The organism is Arthrobacter sp. Z1-15, from assembly GCF_054792395.1.
This window is the reverse complement of sequence record NZ_CP096454.1, coordinates 675,524-689,728: the sequence shown is the minus strand read 5'-3', so window position 1 is coordinate 689,728 and position 14,205 is coordinate 675,524. Positions and strand designations below refer to the sequence as shown.

Genomic DNA, 14,205 nt, shown 5'->3' with positions numbered 1-14,205 from the left:
TACACCTAGACCGTGATCAGTAGGATCAGGCCCATTGCTCCCGTCAGCAGGACCGCACCGCTTGTCCACAGAACAGCGTGCACATCCGCCGGAAAGTGTTCGGCCGCGATCCCGGTGACCCGCGAGGAGTAACGGCGGCGCTGAGTGAGGTATATACCGACGGCGAGGGAGCCCGTCACGGCGATGAGAACGAGAATCCACAGACCGTAGTGCGGAAGCCAGCGCAGAAAAATGAGCGCGGCGGTGAAGAGCGCCATTACAGTCCGGCCCCAGGCCAGCGTGGTGCGTTCGGGCTGCAGCCCGGGATCCTGATGCACAGGAACAGGTCGCCTGCGCATCAGTCCAGGAATACCAAAATGGCCACAACCGCTGCCGTCGCCGCCCCGACCAGCCCCAGGAGCGGGACGATGAGGGGTAACGGCAACGGCTTTCCACGCCGCATACTCGATTCCACGGAAATCCACCGCACTGCGGCACCGGCACTGATCAGCATTCCGGTAGCCACCAGGGTTACGGCCAGGACCTTGCGCAGGAGTTCGGGAAAGGCCTCGACGGCGAACGCCTCCAGTGCCAGCCCGCCGGCGAGGAAGCCCAGCGAGGTGCGAATCCAAGCGAGGAAGGTCCGTTCATTGGCCAGTGTGAACCTGGGGTCCGGTTCTGTGCCGCCGGGGAGCACCTTGCGGGTCAGCCAGCCGCGTTCATGGTCCTGCTCGGTCATCGCTCTCCTGCCAGGGGTCTCCGCCCATCGTATGCCGGTGGGGCCCGGGAGGACGAGTCTCCCCGTTCCCCCAACACAACGGTTGGAGATGGCCGATTTGATCAGTTTTCCCGGGCAGTCGGAAACTTAACCTTCGGAGTCCTCCGTCTCGATACTGATCATCCAGCTGGTGCCGAACCTATCGGTCAGCATGCCGAACAAATCGCCCCAGGGTGCCTTCTCCAGCGGCAGGGTCATCTGTCCGCCGTCGAGCAGTTTGTCCCAGTAGCCGCGCAGCTGCTCGCCGTCGTCCCCGCTCAGCGAGATGGAGTAGCCGCTGCCCTCATCCAGATTCACGTTGCTGGGGGTGTCCGAGGCCATGAGCACCAGCCCGTTGTCGGTCGTCAGGGAGGAATGCATGATCTTGTTCGCCTCGGCGGGGTCCTCGGCCATGCCCATGTCCGCGAACGTGCTGCTCTCCAGGGTTCCGCCGAAGACGCTCTGGTAAAAAGCCATGGCCTCCCGGGCGTTGTCCCGGAAGCTGAGGTAAGGGTTCATGGTGGTGGACATAATGCTCTCCTTGGAACTCCATGGGATGGGTTTCTCCATACGCCGCCAGAGTAAAACGCGGCCGGGCAGGGAGGAAGGGGGCACAGATACGCATGGTCACACCGTCTAGAAATAACAGCCGTTCCTGAACGGCAGAAGCGCCGGCACATGCCATGGCTTTCGTTAGATCTCACCGCGATAGCATCCCTTCAGGTCTCGGGCAGACTGGGGTCTTAGATATGAGTCGTGTCGGGCTAACTCGGCCGGAGCAACTTGTAATCCTAGATAGTCTCCACTCCCGCGCTTGTAGCAGTCTCCAACTCCGTTGCCGGTAGGCCCTTGACACTGTGGACTTCCAGTGCGCCCTGCTCTTTCAAATACGTGCCCGTGACTGGGACACGACTGACACCGAATTCGCTTGACTGATATATAGAGGCATCTTTTAGGTTTGCACGGCTAAGAGCTGCCGCATTAAGCACGGCTTTGGTGATATCCGCTCCAGTAAGATTAGCTTCTATGAGCTCAGCTCTGGTCAAGTTTGCGCGACTGAGGTTTGCGGATTGCAAATATGCATGGTTAAGGGTGGCGCTGGTGAGGTTGGCGTCTTGGAGTCGAGCACCACCTAAGAGCGCATGCGCTAGTTTTGCCTTGGTAAAATTCGCCTTATCAAGCTTAGCGCCGCTGAGGTTCACATTCGACAGGTCAGCTGATCTGAGGTTGGCCCCCTCAAGATTCGCATGTTTGAGGTTTGCCCCACTCAGATTTGTGCCGCTTAGATCGGCACTGTGAAGGTCTACAACATTGGTTGGAGCGGAAAGCTGAGTAATACGAGTGACAACGGTTGCCGCAGCGGCACAGTCTGTGGCAAAAACTGCCATCCCTTCCTCAATCTTCGCAGTGGTAGGAGACTTATCACGCAGATAAGCACAGAGCAGGTCGAGTACAGTCTGGCGATCACGCGGGGAATCTTGAGCAATGCGTTCGAGCGAGTAGATTCCTCCGAGTCGAATAGAGACGGATGACTCGGCACCTAGTTGTGCGACAGCCGCGGTGTAGCGATCGGTCCAATTTGCGTCCTGCTCCAGCACCAGCTTTCTTTCGTCAAGGATATGCTTCAACCTCGTGAACAACAGGGTAACTATGGCAATGAATCCACCAATTGCCAAGAGGATGCCCTGCCGTGCATCGTTTATCGCTTTTACCATCTCAGAAGCATTAAGTTCTAGACTGCCAGGCTCTAAACTTTGTGCAACCAAAATTCTGGGAAAAGCCACAAGCAAATAAACAGAGCACGCTACAAAAACTCCAGCCCCGAGAGTCCACCACGCCATTTGCGGTCGTCGCCGACGATATTTTTCATTTTCTTTTGTCATACAATGATGATGCCCTATTTCTGCAGACTAAGTTGCCGAGTTTCTAGTCGGCCCTCCCTCCCCAGAACTGCACGGAGAGAGGCTCCAACGCCCCGGATCTAGCGCGCACTCCGCCGCCGGCTGAACCCGAAGGCCACCGCCGCCAGCAGCACCAGCCCCTTGATGATCTGCTGCCACGCGGCGTCGACGGACAGGATGGACAGGCCCTGGTTCAGCACGCCCATCACGAGTCCGCCGATGACCGCTCCGATCACGGTCCCGACGCCGCCCTGCACGGATGCTCCGCCGATGAAGACTGCGGCGATGGCGTCCAGTTCAAACCCGCCGCCGGCGGAAGCCACCGCTCCCCCGGCGCGGGCAGTGCTGACCACGCCGGCCAGCCCGGCCAGGAAGCCCATGTTCACGAAGATGAAGAAGTTCACCCACTGCGTCTTCACCCCGGACATCATGGCCGCGTTCAGGTTCCCGCCCATGGCGTAGATGTGCCGGCCGAAAACGGTCCGGGTCAGCAGGAACGAGTACGCCAGCACCAGCGCCGCCAGGACAATCAGGATGATCGGTGTACCCCGGTTGTACGCCAGCAGGTAGCACAGGTACATGATGGCCACCACGGCAATGCCGATCTTGAACCAGAAGGACAGGCTCCGCTCGCGCGGCAGGCCCAGGCGCTGCAGGTCCGCGCGGGCCTTGAGCTGCTGCATGATCACCGCCACCGAGGCAATGGCCCCGATGCCCAGGGTGATGAGGTCCGGTGTGCCGGTGGTGGGCAGGGTGCCGGAGCCGATCGCGTTGAACGGCCGGGGCAGGCCGCTGACCGTGCCGCCGGTGAGCAGCACAAGGGCCACGCCGCGGAAGATCAGCATCCCGGCCAGCGTCACAATGAACGCAGGTATCCCCACAAACGCCACCCAGAACCCCTGCCAGGCCCCGATCAGGGCGCCGACGGCGAGCGAGAGGACAACGGCGCCCCACCACGGCAGTCCCCAGTTGTTCATGGACAGCGCCGCCACGGCACCGACCACCGCCACCACCGAGCCCACGGACAGGTCGATGTGCCCGGCGATGATCACCATGACCATGCCGATGGCCAGGATCAGCACGTAGGCGTTCTGCTGGATCAGGTTGGAGACGTTGCCCGGATACAGCAGCCGTCCGCCGGTAAGGACTTGGAAGAGCAGGATGATGACGACGAGCGCGGCGAGGATGCCGTACTGCCGCAGGTCCACGCGGAGGCGTTTTTTCGACGTCGCCGTGGGGCGCGGCGGGAGCGGTGCCTTCGCCTGTTCGGGAGTGGTGGTGGTCACGGTGCTTGTACTCCTTGGGGTCGGGCTGCGGTCATGTGCCGCATCAGTTCTTCCTGTGTCGCGTCGGCGCGCTGCACCTCGGCGGTGAGCCGGCCTTCGGCGATCGTGTATATGCGGTCGGCGAGCCCGATCAGTTCGGGCAGTTCGCTGGAAATGACAATGACGGCTTTGCCCTGCGCCGCCATTTCGTTGATGATTCCGTAGATTTCAAACTTGGCGCCGACGTCGATGCCTCGCGTCGGCTCGTCGAGGATCAGCACTTCGGGACCGGAATAGATCCATTTGCTGAGCACGACTTTCTGCTGGTTCCCGCCGGAGAGGTTTCCGACGAGCGAGGACACGTTGGGTGTCTTGATGTTCATCTGCTGCCGGTAGTCGTCGGCGACGCCGTATTCCCGGTTGCGGTCGATGATGCCCAGCCGTGCGAGCTTCCCCAGGGCAGCGGCCGAAACGTTCACCACCACGCTGCCGATCAGATTCAGTCCGTAGCGTTTGCGGTCCTCGCTGACGTAGGCAATGCCGTTGCGGATTGCCTCGCCCACGGTCCGGGTGCGGATTTCCTCCCCGTCCTTGTACACCGTGCCGGAGATGCCGCTGCCGTAGGAGCGGCCAAAAATGCTCATCGCCAGCTCGGTGCGTCCGGCGCCCATCAACCCCGCAAAGCCGACAATCTCGCCGGCCCGGACGGAGAAGGACGCGTTGTCCACGACGACGCGGTCCACGTCGATCGGGTGGTGCACCGTCCAGTTTTCGACCCGGAATTTCTCCGCGCCGATGTCCGGTTCGCGCGGCGGAAACTGGGAATCCAGCGGCCGGCCCACCATGGCCCGGATGATGCGGGTTTCAATGTCGTCGGTGTCGGCGACCGGGAAGGTTTCGATGGTGCGGCCGTCCCGGATCACGGTGACCGTGTCGGCGATGGCCCGGATCTCGTTGAGCTTGTGGGAAATGATGATCGAAGTGATGCCCTGGTCGCGGAGCTGGGCGATCAGCCCCAGCAGGTGGGCCGAGTCGCCGTCGTTGAGGGCTGCCGTGGGCTCGTCCAGGATCAGGATCTTCACCTTCTTGGACAGCGCCTTGGCAATTTCCACCAGCTGCTGCTTGCCCACGCCCAGCTCGAGGACCTTTGTGGCCGGGCTTTCAACCAGGCCCACCCGCTCCAGCAGCGCTGCGGCCTCCAGGTTGGTCCGGTTCCAGTCGATCACTCCGCCGCGGGCCACTTCATTGCCCAGGAAGATGTTCTCGGCGATGGACAGGTACGGGCTCAGCGCCAGTTCCTGGTGGATGATCACGATGCCGTCCCGCTCGCTGTCGTTGATCGATCCGTAGCTGACTGCTTTGCCGTCCAGCGTGATGGTGCCCTCGAAGCTGCCGTGCGGGTAAACACCGCTGAGCACCTTCATCAGGGTGGATTTGCCGGCGCCGTTTTCGCCGCAGATCGCGTGCACGCCCCCGCGCTCAACGTCCACCGAAACGCCGTCGAGCGCTTTGATCCCGTTGAACTCCTTCACAATGCCGTCCATGGAGAGGATGACGTCATTCATGCCGTTCTCGTTTCGGTACAGGGACAAGCGGGGCGCGGACCTGCCGCGCCCCGCTTGTCCGTAAGGAAGATCGTGAGCCTAGAGTCCGACGTCGCCGGCGCTGACGAAGCCCGAGTCCACCAGCGTGGTCTGCACGTCATCCTTGGTGACCACGAGCGGATCCAGGATGTAGGTGGGAACCACCTTGACCCCGTTGTCGTACGTTTCGGTGTCGTTGACCTCGGGATCTTCCCCGGCCACGAGCGCATCGATCATGGCTTCAACCTGTGCGCCGAGTTCGCGGGTGTCCTTCCAGACCGTCATCGACTGGCGGTCGGTGAGCAGCGCCTTCACATTGGCGGCGTCGGCATCCTGGCCGGTGATGAGCGGCCAGTCGGTTCCGGGCGTGTAGCCGGCACCGTCCAGCGAGGCTTCAATGCCCAGCGCCAGGCTGTCATTGGGCGAGAGCACGACGTCGACCTTGTCACCGCCGGTGTAGAAGGACTGCAGCCGGTTGTCCATCTCGGCCTGCGCGTCCACTGACTGCCAGCCGAGGATGCCGATGGACGTCCATTCGTCATTGCTGGCCGGGGACTTGCCGGAGGGAACCACCAGCTGGCCCTTCTCCACGTAGGGAAGCAGCACGTCCCAGGCGCCGCCGAAGAAGAAGGACGCGTTGTTGTCATCCGGGCTGCCGGCGAAGGGCTCGAGGTTGAACGGGCCCTTGCCCTCGGCCAGTCCGAGCTGCTCTTCGAGGAACTCGCCCTGCAGCTGGCCGACCTTGTAGTTGTCGAACGTGGCGTAGTAGTCCACCGCGTCGGTTCCGTTGATCAGGCGGTCATAGGCAATGACGGTGACGTCCTGCTCCTTGGCGCTCTCCAGGGTGGGGCCGAGGGTTTTGCCGTCAATGGCCGCGACCACGAGGATCTTCGCCCCGCCGGCAACCTGGTTCTGGATCTGGCTGATCTGCTGGTCGGTTTTGTCATCGGCGTACTGCAGGTCCACGCTGCAGCCCTTGGCTTCGAGCTTTTCCTCCAGGCCCTCGCCGTCGTTGATCCACCGCTCCAGGCTGCGGGTGGGCATGGAAATGCCGACGTTGCACTCGGCGGCGTCGCCTTCGCCGCCGGCATCGTTTGAGCCGGCCGGGGCGCAGGCGGACATCCCGGCTGCGAGCCCGAGGGTCAGAAAGAGGGTCGAAACATGCTTGATTCGGGTCATCATTGGGCCTTCGAAAAGGATCCGCCTGCTGCTGGGTCTTGGGCCGTCCGTCGCGGGGGTGCAGGCGGGGCCACGCTGTAGTGCTTGGGCTGGATCGGACGGGTACAACGCTGTAGCGCCACCGGGACGGAGCGGCCGTCCCGGATTTGCAGGCGGGGACAACAATCCCACCGCGGAGGGCGGCAGGCAAGCATAGTTACCTAATTGCAACCGCACCGGCCCCTGGGTGCGCGTGGTCCTGTTGGCGGGCCCGGGCCTCTGTCTACCCCTCGGCTTGCTCGGTGGCCGGGGCTTCCCCGGTCCCCGGAGCCGCTGCCCGGCGGTAGCCGCTGGGCGGCAGGCCCAGGACATCACGGAAGGCTGCGGCGAGGTGGGCATGGTCTGCGTAGCCCAGGTCGGCGGCAACGTCTGCAATGACGGCGCCGGGGTCCGAGCGCAGCCGGTCGGCTGCCTCCTGCAACCGGTAGCGGCGGATCATCGCCAGCGGAGGCAGCCCGACATGGCGCCGGGCCAGCCGCTGCAGGGTGCGGACGGAGACGCCCAGCCGATCCGCGGCCTGATCCACCCGGGTCAGCGACGGATCCGTGCGGATCAGGTCCTCCAGCCGGTTGGCCAGCCGGGCTTCGGCCGCCGGAACGGGAATCTTCGTCTGGAGCCAGGACACGACGACGGCGGCGGCGCGGGCGCGGCGGGCGACTCCGCCGTCGTCGTTCCCGTTCTCGTTCCCGTTCTCGTTCCCGTGGGAGTCATTGGCGCCGCCGCCGGTTTGCTCTCCTGTTTCGGAGCCCATCGCGGCGAGGACGGCAGCGTGCAGGTCCGGGGCCGAATACGGAACTTCGGCGTCGCGCAGGGCGCCGGGATCGGAGGTGAAGGCAGGCACCGCGGCCGGGCGCAGCAGCACGCCCACTGCCCAGCCGCGGCCGCGCAGGTTCCGGTGTGAACTGCGCGTGGCCGGGCCGGAGAGGCTGACACCTTCGGGCCCAATGACGAGGTTCAGGGCGGGGAACGGCAGGATGTCCTGCCGCGAGATGACGCCGGCGCCGAGGTTCCATTCCGGAATCCAGAACCAGCGGACGCGGTCTTCCAGCACTTGCGGCGGAGGCAGACGGTGGAAGGCGGGCAACCGTGCCGGATAGAGCAGGCCTCGTTCGTCCACGGTTTCCTCCTTCCCGGGCGGTGGCGATCCGGAGTGCTTGTCGCGAATCTTCAAGCTCGGGCTGCCGGCTTTTCCCTAGCCTGACACCATGACTACTTCAGAGAACACCACAACGACAGAGAAGTCTGCAGCCCGGGATCAGGGTACCGCGCCCGTTACGGGCGTCACCGGCGCGTACACCGCCAACGGCCTGCCGCACGGTTCCACCAGTCTCACACCGTTTCTGGCCGTTCCGGGAGCCCGCGAAGCCATCGAGTTCTACCGGGACGTTTTCGGCGCCCGGGTGGTCGATGTGACGGAGATGGGCGGCGTCGTCGTGCACACAGATCTGGACTTCGGCACCGGGAGGCTGCAGCTTGGCGAACCCCATCCCGACTACGGCCTGGCGCCTCCGCCGGCCGGCGACGGGGACTGCTATTCCATGGGCCTGTACTGCTCCAGTGTGGACGACGTCGTCGCCCGCGCCGTAGCGGCAGGCGCCGTGGTCCGGGAACCGCTGGCCACCTTCGTCAGCGGTGACCGGTTCGCCAGCATCCGTGATCCGTTCGGGGTGCGCTGGTCCGTCATGACCCGGGTAGAGGATCTGTCCGAGGAGGAAAGCGCGCGGCGGGTGGCCGAGTGGGCGGCGGAGCAGCAGGGGTAGGCCCTGGGCACGCTCCCCGTCGCGGCAGCTCCTACTGGAAGTCGGCGAGCCAGAGGTCGGGCCCGAACACTTCGTACTGAATGTCCCGGGGCGGGACTCCGCGGGCGATCAGCGAACTGCGGACAGCCTGCATGAACGGCAGGGGCCCGCACAGGTAGTACTCGGCGTCGGCCGGAAGGTCCACTGCGCTCAGGTCCATGAAGCCGGTGAACTCGCTGTCCGGCTGCGCGTCGCCGGAGGGTTCCAGGAACCAGGTGAGTGACGAGGCCCGGGACAGCTTGGCCAGATCCGCTTGGACCTGGTCCCGCAGGGCAAAGGAAGCGGCCGAGTTGTCGGCATGCAGCAAGGTCACCTGCCGCAGGGACGCGGACTGGGCGAGGTGGGAAATCATTCCGGCCATGGGTGTAATGCCGATGCCGGCACTGGCGAAAACCACCGGCCGGACGCTGGACTGAAGCACCACGTCACCGAACGGAGCCGAGAGCAGCACCTCATCACCCACTTCCACCGTGGAGTGCAGCAGGTTGGAGACCTCCCCGTCCGGGGTGGACTGGCCGTGCACGCGCTTGACGGAGAACTGGCGGTACCGGCCGTCGTCGGCGCGGGTAAGGCTGTATTGGCGCGGCTGGTGGACGCCGTCGAGCATCAGCGCTTTCAGCGAAACGTACTGTCCCGGCAGGGAGAGCAGCACGTCCCGGTCATCGGTGCGTTCGACCACGAAGGTCACGACGTCGTCGGTCTCGCGGATCTTCCGCACCACCCGCCAGGTGCGCCAGACGTCCTCGGGAGCCAGGTCCGCCGCGGAGTACAGGTCCCGTTCCGCATTGATGAGGACGTTGGCCATCAGCCAATAGACCTCATCCCAAGCAGCAGCCACCTCGGCGGTGACTGCTGCGCCCAGCACGTCCCCGATCGCCCACATCAGGTGGTTGTGGACTACCCCATACTGCTCGGGCCGCAGGCCGAGGGACACATGCTTGTGGGAAATCCGCGACAGCAAATGGTCCGGCAGTTCATCGGGCTTGTTGACCAGGTAGCCGGCGAATGCCGCCACCGAACCGGCCAGGGCCAGCTGCTGCTTTCCGCCGGCCTGATTTCCCCGGTTAAACAATCCGTCCAGCAGTTCCGGTTTCTCGTTGAACATGTGCGCGTAGAAGCGCCGGGCAATTTCGCCGATATGCTCCCCCACCACGGGCAATGTTGCCTCAATTACCGGGCGGGATGTATCTGACAGCACTTCGGGCTCCTTTGCCGCATTGTTCGTGGACCGTGGAAATTGCCCAGGCCCAGCAGGTTCGGAACCCGCAGCGCATTATCTGCATCAAAGAGACCGCGACCGGAAAACCCGTTTCCGGATATCACAGTACCCTCTGTTCTACGTGTTGTAGAAATTGGGCGGGACGCTACTCCCCGGACGGCTGGCCGCGGACGGCGGACCAGTTCTCCCCGAGGACTGCATCGGCCAGCGGCTGCCAGTTGTTGGTCTGCAGCAGCGAGGCCACGGTGTCCCGGTTGATGTCGAGTTCCTGGCCTTCCGCCGCCACAGTCGGGAAGCAGACCCACAGCACCCCGCCGGGCTCCACGGCAGCGGCGGCGCCGGTCAGATCATGGGCCAGGTCAGCTGCGGTCCCCACAAACAGAATGACGACGTCGGCCGGCATGCGCGAGCCCGGCTCGGCTACAAGCGCCTGCTCGGGCAGGTACGGTGCCACCTCCGGACGGTCCTGCGCGCCGTAAACGGTAACCCGCTGCGCGGCGGCAACACCGAAGGGCTGGGCGGAGGAATCAGAAGAAGACATGGGTGGAACTCCATTTCACGGGCGTGAGGCGGTCTGGGCAGGGATGTCCGGCGGGCACGCCGACCAGCCGGTTGTTCCCATTCTTTCAGGTTCCGGCATCGGCGCAGGTCACGGCGGGTTTTGACCGCGCCGGGAGCTTTGTTCCTCCGCGGCGTTGCCCGTCGTATTCTCCGATTGGCACGGCAAGTCGTCTGCTTAACCCGAGCACCCTACACGCGCCGGAATCCGGTAGGCAGAATATGCGCAGGCAGGACGGCGCCTTCCGCCGGCCCATTCCCTAAGGAGACTCCCATGGCACTGTCATCGCCGCGCAGCGTGATCGTCACCGGCGGCTCCGGCGGCATCGGCCGGGCCGCCGCGCTGCGGCTCGCCCGCGACGGCGCCCAGATTCTTGTCCATTACAGCGGGAACCGCGACGCAGCCCGGGAAACGGCCGACGGCGTCGTCCGGGCAGGCGGCACCGCCGTCGTTTTCGGCGGCGATGTGGCAGAGGAAGGACAGATGCAGGAGATGTTCGTGGAAGCCGACGCCGCGTTCGGCGGTGTTGACGTGCTCGTCCACACGGCGGGCATTATGCCCCTGGGACCTGTCGCCGAAATGGATCTGAAGACCTTTGACCGGATCCAGCGCACCAACGTCCGCGGCACCTTCATCGTCGATCAGCTGGCCGCGCGCCACCTGCGCGGCGGCGGAGCCATCATCAATTTCTCCACCTCCATTACCCGGCTGCAGCCGCCCGGCTACGGCGCCTATGCCGCATCAAAGGGTGCAGTGGAAGCGCTGACCCTGATTCTGGCCCGTGAACTGCGCGGACGGAACATCACGGTCAACGCCGTAGCCCCGGGCCCAACCGCCACTCCCCTGTTCTTTAACGGGAAATCCCAGGAACAGATCGACGCCATCGCCAAACTCAACCCGATGGAACGGCTCGGGACGCCGGAGGATATTGCCGAGGCAGTCGCCTTCCTTGCCGGACCCGGCCGGTGGATCAACGGCCAAGTCCTCTACGCCAACGGCGGTGCCGCGTAGCCGCACTGCATCCTGCCGCATTTCGCCTACCGGCCGCCCATAACCGCTTGACCTGCTTCAGTTCCGGCTCAGGCGACGGCACCGGCTCGGATTCACCCTGCGCCCGAGGCCCAGAAATACCATCCCTGAAAAAGGATCCAGATCAGCAGCTGGGCGAGGAGAAGGAAGAATGTCACGGCAGACAGCACAAGTCCGGTGATCGCCGCCGCCGTGGCCATCGACATATTCCTCCTTCCGATAATGAGGGCGGCAACGGCCAGGGCGATCCCCACGGGGCCAACCACAAGTGCCAACCCTAGGGCTGCGATATCCACCACGCACAGTACGCCCGCGACCACCGAGCCAGCTGCCAGCCATCTCACGGTCTTCACCCGCTGCGGCGGCTGCGGGTAACCGGGAGGATTCGCGTGACCGGGCCGCTGCCGAAAAGTGGCAGCTGCCATTTCAGGGGGTCGAGGCAGCGGCGGATTACCGGGCTGCGGCTGTTGTGAATCCTGCGGATAAGCCGATTCGAACCTGTTGTCCATGTTTCCCCCAAGAGGTGGGTGTGCGCGGCTTCCGGCCTCAGAACGAAGTGATTGCAAGGCCCTCGCAGCGCCGTTTCCTCATTGTCAGCGACACCGGCTGACTTCGGGCAGACAGCTCAACAGTTGGGGATAACTTCCGCCCCTCCTAAACGGGACCCCGCTCCATCCAACCGGAGGAGCAGAGGGCTGTGCCCGGGCCGGTACCATCGAAGGGGCGAATCTCCCTGCACGTGTCGATGCACAGGCACCGCCATCCACCCCCAGCTCCAAGGAATCCAATGCCGTTGAACAAGAAATCACTCACCGGCGACGGGTTTACCGGCTTCCGGCCCATCATGTCTTTGGACGTGAACCGGATTCCGCATCGTCAGGGAATCTTTGTTCTGCTGCGGCCCGCTGAATTTGAACCGCGGTTCCTTGCCGTCAGCACGGCCGGGGTTTTCAAGAAGAAGAACCCTTCCCTGTCGCGTACCGAGCTCTCCGCGGAATGGGTTCCCGACGCGGACGTCCTGTTCATCGGCAAGGCCGGCGCCGGCAGCAAGGGCAACCGCGGGCTCCGCCGCCAGATCTCGGAATTCCTGGATTTCGGCAACGGAAAGCCGCCGGGACACTGGGACGGCCGGTTGATCTGGCAGCTAACCGATGCGGAGGACCTTCTCGTGGCGTGGAAGGAGCTGCCCGCGGAGGAGCTCAACGCAGCCCTGGCTGCGTATCACGCACAGTTCCTCGGGCTACACGGCCGGTTGCCGTTCGCCAACCTTGTACAGGCCCGCACCTAGGGTTCCGGGACGGGAATAAAACGCCAGCTGTAGCAGCCTGGGCGGCACCTTCCGGCCGCGGACGCAGCAGGAGCCCGGGATAAAAGTCCCGGGCTCCTGCCGGTGCGAGTGCAGAAGAAGGCTAGGGGGTGGTTTTCACCCGGTCAACCGCATCCCCGCACCGTTCGCGGTTCACGCTCCTCCCGGTGCTCGGCGGGCAAATCCTGTTGCCTGCTCGAAGGCCCGTGCCACCTGCAGCAGGGAAAAATCTTCCCCGTGGTTCATCACCATCTGCAGTCCTACCGGCAAGCCCCCGCTGCTGAACCCTGCGGGCATCGACAATGCGGGCAGCCCCGTCGCCGAAATCAGGCAGGCCGAACGCATCCAGTCCAGATAGGTCGTCAGCTCCTCGCCGTTGATACTGGTTGGATAGCGCAGCTCCGCGTCGAAGGGCAGGACCTGCGCGGCGGGCGCCAGCAGAATGTCATACCGGCCAAAGAATTCCTGAACCGACAGATGCAATCGGGTCCGCGCCGCGGCAGTGTCAACCACATCCTGTCCGGTCAGGGACCAGCCCTGTTCCACGTTCCAGCGGATCTCGGGTTTGATGCTCTCGGGGTGCTCCCGCACCGTGTCCCCGAGCATCTGGACGAATTCCAGGGCGCGCACGTTCCTGAACACTGTGTCTGCATCCTGAAGATCAGGGCAGGCCTGTTCCACCCTCGCGCCGAGTTCCTCAAACACTGCCAGTTGGGCTTCAAGCACCTTGAGCACTTCCCGATCCACCGGAACGCCCAGCCCGAAGTCCGGCGTCCAGCCGACCCGCAGGCCGGACAAATCCCGCACCAGCGGCCGGGCAAAGTCCTCGGCCCGGACCGCGCTCTTCGACGGTTCGGCCGGATGCGGGCCGGCCACCGCGGTCAGCATCAGTGCTATGTCCGCGACATCCCGGGCCATTGGCCCGCTGCGGCCCAGCCAGCCCCACAGGTCCCGGACGGGCCACACCGGAACCACGCCGGCCGAGGGCCGGAAACCCACCACATTGCAGAACGACGCCGGTATGCGCAGCGATCCGCCCATGTCGCTGCCGTCGCTGACCGTTTGGATCCTGGCCGCCAGCGCCGCCGCTGCCCCGCCGCTGCTGCCGCCGGCGCTCAGGTCCGGAGCATAGGGGTTGGTGGTGGTTCCGAAGACCTCGTTGAAGGTGTGCGACCCGGCGGCGAATTCCGGCACGTTGGTTTTGCCGGTCGTCACCGCCCCGGCTGCCTTCAGCCGCGCGATGATCAGGTCATCGGCGTCAGGTATGAAGTCCCGCAACAGCGGCGATCCCTGAGTGGTGCGCATCCCCTTGGTGTTGTGCGTGTCCTTGTGGGTCATGGGCAGTCCGTGCAGCGGCGGCAGCGGGTCGTCGCCGGCGGACGCGGTGACCTGGTCGGCAGCCGCTGCACGGTCGCGGGCGCCCTCCGGGTCGAGCGTGACCACTGCGTTGATGGCCGGGTTCACCTCGGCGATCTGGTCCAGATGTGCGTCCAGGGCTTCGCGGGCCGAGACCTTCCGGGAGCGGATCGCAGCGGTGAGTTCCACAGCGGTCAGGGACTGCAGCTCCCGGGATGATGCCGACAGAGCCAC

Annotated in this window: 15 protein-coding genes; 3 read left to right on the top strand and 12 right to left on the bottom strand. The window is 64.5% G+C overall.

What is annotated here, in order from left to right:
* Positions 1–5: 5 nt before the first annotated feature.
* The 8 genes from M1D40_RS03250 to M1D40_RS03215 all read right to left on the bottom strand — a co-directional run bounded on the left by M1D40_RS03250 (position 6) and on the right by M1D40_RS03215 (position 7,820).
* Complete coding sequence (locus M1D40_RS03250; RefSeq protein ID WP_461170188.1) at positions 6–317, bottom strand: DUF202 domain-containing protein; 312 nt, start codon at positions 315–317, stop codon at positions 6–8.
* 20 nt (positions 318–337) lie between these two features.
* On the bottom strand, positions 338–718 hold the full coding sequence (locus M1D40_RS03245) for a YidH family protein (protein WP_461170187.1): 381 nt from the start codon (positions 716–718) through the stop codon (positions 338–340).
* Positions 719–844: 126 nt separating this feature from the next.
* On the bottom strand, positions 845–1,267 hold the full coding sequence (locus tag M1D40_RS03240; RefSeq protein ID WP_461170186.1) for a VOC family protein: 423 nt from the start codon (positions 1,265–1,267) through the stop codon (positions 845–847).
* A 260-nt stretch (positions 1,268–1,527) separates the two neighbouring features.
* The gene (locus M1D40_RS03235) at positions 1,528–2,619 is read right to left on the bottom strand and encodes a pentapeptide repeat-containing protein (RefSeq protein ID WP_461170185.1); all 1,092 of its coding nucleotides are present in this window, start codon (positions 2,617–2,619) and stop codon (positions 1,528–1,530) included.
* Positions 2,620–2,717: 98 nt separating this feature from the next.
* On the bottom strand, positions 2,718–3,923 hold the full coding sequence (gene mmsB, locus M1D40_RS03230; RefSeq protein WP_461170184.1) for a multiple monosaccharide ABC transporter permease: 1,206 nt from the start codon (positions 3,921–3,923) through the stop codon (positions 2,718–2,720).
* Positions 3,920–5,467, bottom strand: a complete 1,548-nt coding sequence (gene mmsA, locus M1D40_RS03225; RefSeq protein ID WP_461170183.1) for a multiple monosaccharide ABC transporter ATP-binding protein — start codon at positions 5,465–5,467, stop codon at positions 3,920–3,922. Before mmsA ends, mmsB begins: the two co-directional genes overlap by 4 nt.
* Before the next feature lie 78 nt (positions 5,468–5,545).
* Complete coding sequence (chvE, locus tag M1D40_RS03220) at positions 5,546–6,667, bottom strand: multiple monosaccharide ABC transporter substrate-binding protein (protein ID WP_461170182.1); 1,122 nt, start codon at positions 6,665–6,667, stop codon at positions 5,546–5,548.
* A 259-nt stretch (positions 6,668–6,926) separates the two neighbouring features.
* Positions 6,927–7,820 carry a helix-turn-helix domain-containing protein gene (locus M1D40_RS03215; protein WP_461170181.1) on the bottom strand — a complete coding sequence of 298 codons (894 nt, stop codon included), beginning with the start codon at positions 7,818–7,820 and terminating at the stop codon, positions 6,927–6,929.
* Between the two features lie 88 nt (positions 7,821–7,908).
* On the opposite strand from M1D40_RS03215, the gene M1D40_RS03210 reads away from it, so the two are divergent.
* Entirely contained in the window at positions 7,909–8,463 is a 555-nt protein-coding gene (locus M1D40_RS03210; RefSeq protein ID WP_461170180.1) for a VOC family protein, read from the top strand.
* Between the two features lie 31 nt (positions 8,464–8,494).
* Here the strand turns inward: M1D40_RS03210 and M1D40_RS03205 are convergent, their stop codons facing one another.
* Both M1D40_RS03205 and M1D40_RS03200 read right to left on the bottom strand, forming a co-directional pair.
* A complete protein-coding gene (locus tag M1D40_RS03205; protein WP_461170179.1) occupies positions 8,495–9,700 on the bottom strand; it encodes a globin domain-containing protein in 1,206 nt (401 codons plus the stop codon).
* 166 nt (positions 9,701–9,866) lie between these two features.
* A complete protein-coding gene (locus M1D40_RS03200) occupies positions 9,867–10,262 on the bottom strand; it encodes a hypothetical protein (RefSeq protein ID WP_461170178.1) in 396 nt (131 codons plus the stop codon).
* 291 nt (positions 10,263–10,553) lie between these two features.
* On the opposite strand from M1D40_RS03200, the gene M1D40_RS03195 reads away from it, so the two are divergent.
* Positions 10,554–11,291, top strand: a complete 738-nt coding sequence (locus tag M1D40_RS03195; RefSeq protein WP_461170177.1) for an SDR family oxidoreductase — start codon at positions 10,554–10,556, stop codon at positions 11,289–11,291.
* 92 nt (positions 11,292–11,383) lie between these two features.
* Here the strand turns inward: M1D40_RS03195 and M1D40_RS03190 are convergent, their stop codons facing one another.
* Positions 11,384–11,653 carry a hypothetical protein gene (locus tag M1D40_RS03190; RefSeq protein WP_461170176.1) on the bottom strand — a complete coding sequence of 90 codons (270 nt, stop codon included), beginning with the start codon at positions 11,651–11,653 and terminating at the stop codon, positions 11,384–11,386.
* Between the two features lie 443 nt (positions 11,654–12,096).
* On the opposite strand from M1D40_RS03190, the gene M1D40_RS03185 reads away from it, so the two are divergent.
* Positions 12,097–12,597 carry a hypothetical protein gene (locus M1D40_RS03185; RefSeq protein ID WP_341395528.1) on the top strand — a complete coding sequence of 167 codons (501 nt, stop codon included), beginning with the start codon at positions 12,097–12,099 and terminating at the stop codon, positions 12,595–12,597.
* A 171-nt stretch (positions 12,598–12,768) separates the two neighbouring features.
* On the opposite strand, the gene M1D40_RS03180 is transcribed toward M1D40_RS03185, so the two are convergent.
* Positions 12,769–14,205: an amidase gene (locus tag M1D40_RS03180; RefSeq protein WP_461170175.1), complete on the bottom strand. Its 1,437-nt coding sequence runs from the start codon at positions 14,203–14,205 to the stop codon at positions 12,769–12,771.

What these genes read in the sequence shown, in the direction of transcription:
- M1D40_RS03245 (WP_461170187.1), bottom strand. Translation starts at nt 718, where the DNA reads ATGACCGAGCAGGACCATGAACGCGGCTGGCTGACCCGCAAGGTGCTC.
- M1D40_RS03240 (WP_461170186.1), bottom strand. Translation starts at nt 1,267, where the DNA reads ATGTCCACCACCATGAACCCTTACCTCAGCTTCCGGGACAACGCCCGG.
- M1D40_RS03235 (WP_461170185.1), bottom strand. Translation starts at nt 2,619, where the DNA reads ATGACAAAAGAAAATGAAAAATATCGTCGGCGACGACCGCAAATGGCG.
- mmsA (WP_461170183.1), bottom strand. Translation starts at nt 5,467, where the DNA reads ATGAATGACGTCATCCTCTCCATGGACGGCATTGTGAAGGAGTTCAAC.
- chvE (WP_461170182.1), bottom strand. Translation starts at nt 6,667, where the DNA reads ATGATGACCCGAATCAAGCATGTTTCGACCCTCTTTCTGACCCTCGGG.
- M1D40_RS03210 (WP_461170180.1), top strand. Translation starts at nt 7,909, where the DNA reads ATGACTACTTCAGAGAACACCACAACGACAGAGAAGTCTGCAGCCCGG.
- M1D40_RS03200 (WP_461170178.1), bottom strand. Translation starts at nt 10,262, where the DNA reads ATGTCTTCTTCTGATTCCTCCGCCCAGCCCTTCGGTGTTGCCGCCGCG.
- M1D40_RS03195 (WP_461170177.1), top strand. Translation starts at nt 10,554, where the DNA reads ATGGCACTGTCATCGCCGCGCAGCGTGATCGTCACCGGCGGCTCCGGC.
- M1D40_RS03185 (WP_341395528.1), top strand. Translation starts at nt 12,097, where the DNA reads ATGCCGTTGAACAAGAAATCACTCACCGGCGACGGGTTTACCGGCTTC.